The sequence below is a fragment of the Blautia sp. OF03-15BH genome (assembly GCF_003463065.1).
Lineage (GTDB): Bacteria > Bacillota > Clostridia > Lachnospirales > Lachnospiraceae > Limivivens.
In genome coordinates, this window is sequence record NZ_QSCM01000044.1 from 1 (window position 1) to 1,336 (window position 1,336).

2 protein-coding genes are annotated in these 1,336 nt (G+C 46.0%); both read left to right on the forward strand.

Features of this window, described 5'->3' with window-relative positions:
- Positions 1-619, forward strand: a 619-nt coding sequence (locus tag DXA57_RS17065) for a sensor histidine kinase (protein ID WP_243005831.1), incomplete at its 5' end; no start/stop codon positions are given.
- The gene (locus tag DXA57_RS17070) at positions 612-1,313 is read left to right on the forward strand and encodes a response regulator (protein WP_117768438.1); all 702 of its coding nucleotides are present in this window, start codon (positions 612-614) and stop codon (positions 1,311-1,313) included. The genes DXA57_RS17065 and DXA57_RS17070, both read left to right, overlap by 8 nt.
- The last annotated feature ends 23 nt before the right edge of the window (positions 1,314-1,336 follow it).

The window sequence follows — 1,336 nt, forward strand, 5'->3', positions numbered from 1 at the left end:
CAATTTGCTTGCAAATTATAAAAAGATGGATGATGCATTGCGGGAGCAGACCTTTACCGATATTTATGACGATTCCATGTGGCTGATTAATCTCGTTGAAAACCTGTTGGCAGTCACACGAATCGAGGGCGGACAGGTCAATTTAACTCGGAGTATCGAACTCATGGATGAGGTCGTTTCTGAAGCACTGAAGCACATCAACAGAAAGAGTAAAGAACACACCATTCGTGTGACCAGCGGTAAAGACTTTATCCTTGCCCACATTGATGCGAAGCTGATCGTTCAGGTGATTATCAATTTGGTTGACAACGCCATCAAATATACCCCTGTCGGTTCAGTAATTGAAATACATACCGATCAAAAAGAGCAATGGGTCACGGTTTCCGTTTCTGACAACGGCCCTGGGATTCCCGATGAGCAGAAACCCCGTATTTTCGATATGTTTTATAGTGGGGCCAATAAAGTGGTCGACAGCCGCAGAAGCCTTGGATTGGGGCTGTCCCTCTGTAAGTCCATTGTGACCGCCCACGGCGGCACGATTTCCGTATCAGACAATCAGCCAAATGGCACTGCTTTTAAATTTACATTACCTGCAGGGGAGGTAGAACTTCATGAATAAACCTTTGATATTAGTGGTTGAGGATGACCCATCTGTACGAAATCTCATTACAACTACATTGAAAACAAATGATTATCGATATGTGGTAGCGCCCAATGGCTCGGCAGCCATTATGGAGGCCACATCGCACAATCCTGAAATCATCTTACTGGATTTGGGCTTGCCGGATATGGATGGCGTTCAAGTCATTCAAACGGTTCGCTCTTGGTCCAATGTTCCGATTATTGTAATCAGCGCCCGAAGCGAGGATAACGATAAAATCAAGGCGCTGGATGCCGGAGCGGACGATTATTTGACAAAGCCCTTTTCGGTAGAAGAACTGCTGGCACGACTTCGGGTGACGCAGCGAAGACTCTCTCTGATGACGGCAGAGATGTTTACTGCCAGTTCTGTATTTGTGAATGGTAAGTTGAAAGTGGATTATGCCGGGGGATGCGCCTATCTGGATGAAAACGAACTTCACCTGACACCCATTGAGTATAAGCTGTTGTGTCTGCTGTCCAAGAATGTCGGCAAGGTACTGACCCATACCTTTATCACACAAAATATCTGGGGCCGCAGTTGGGATAACGATGTGGCTTCGCTGCGGGTATTTATGGCAACATTGCGAAAAAAATTGGAGCCAACAGAGGAGTCTCCACAATATATTCAAACACATATTGGTGTGGGCTACCGCATGATGAAAATAGAATAACGCTATGAGGACGGCCAGTGTTC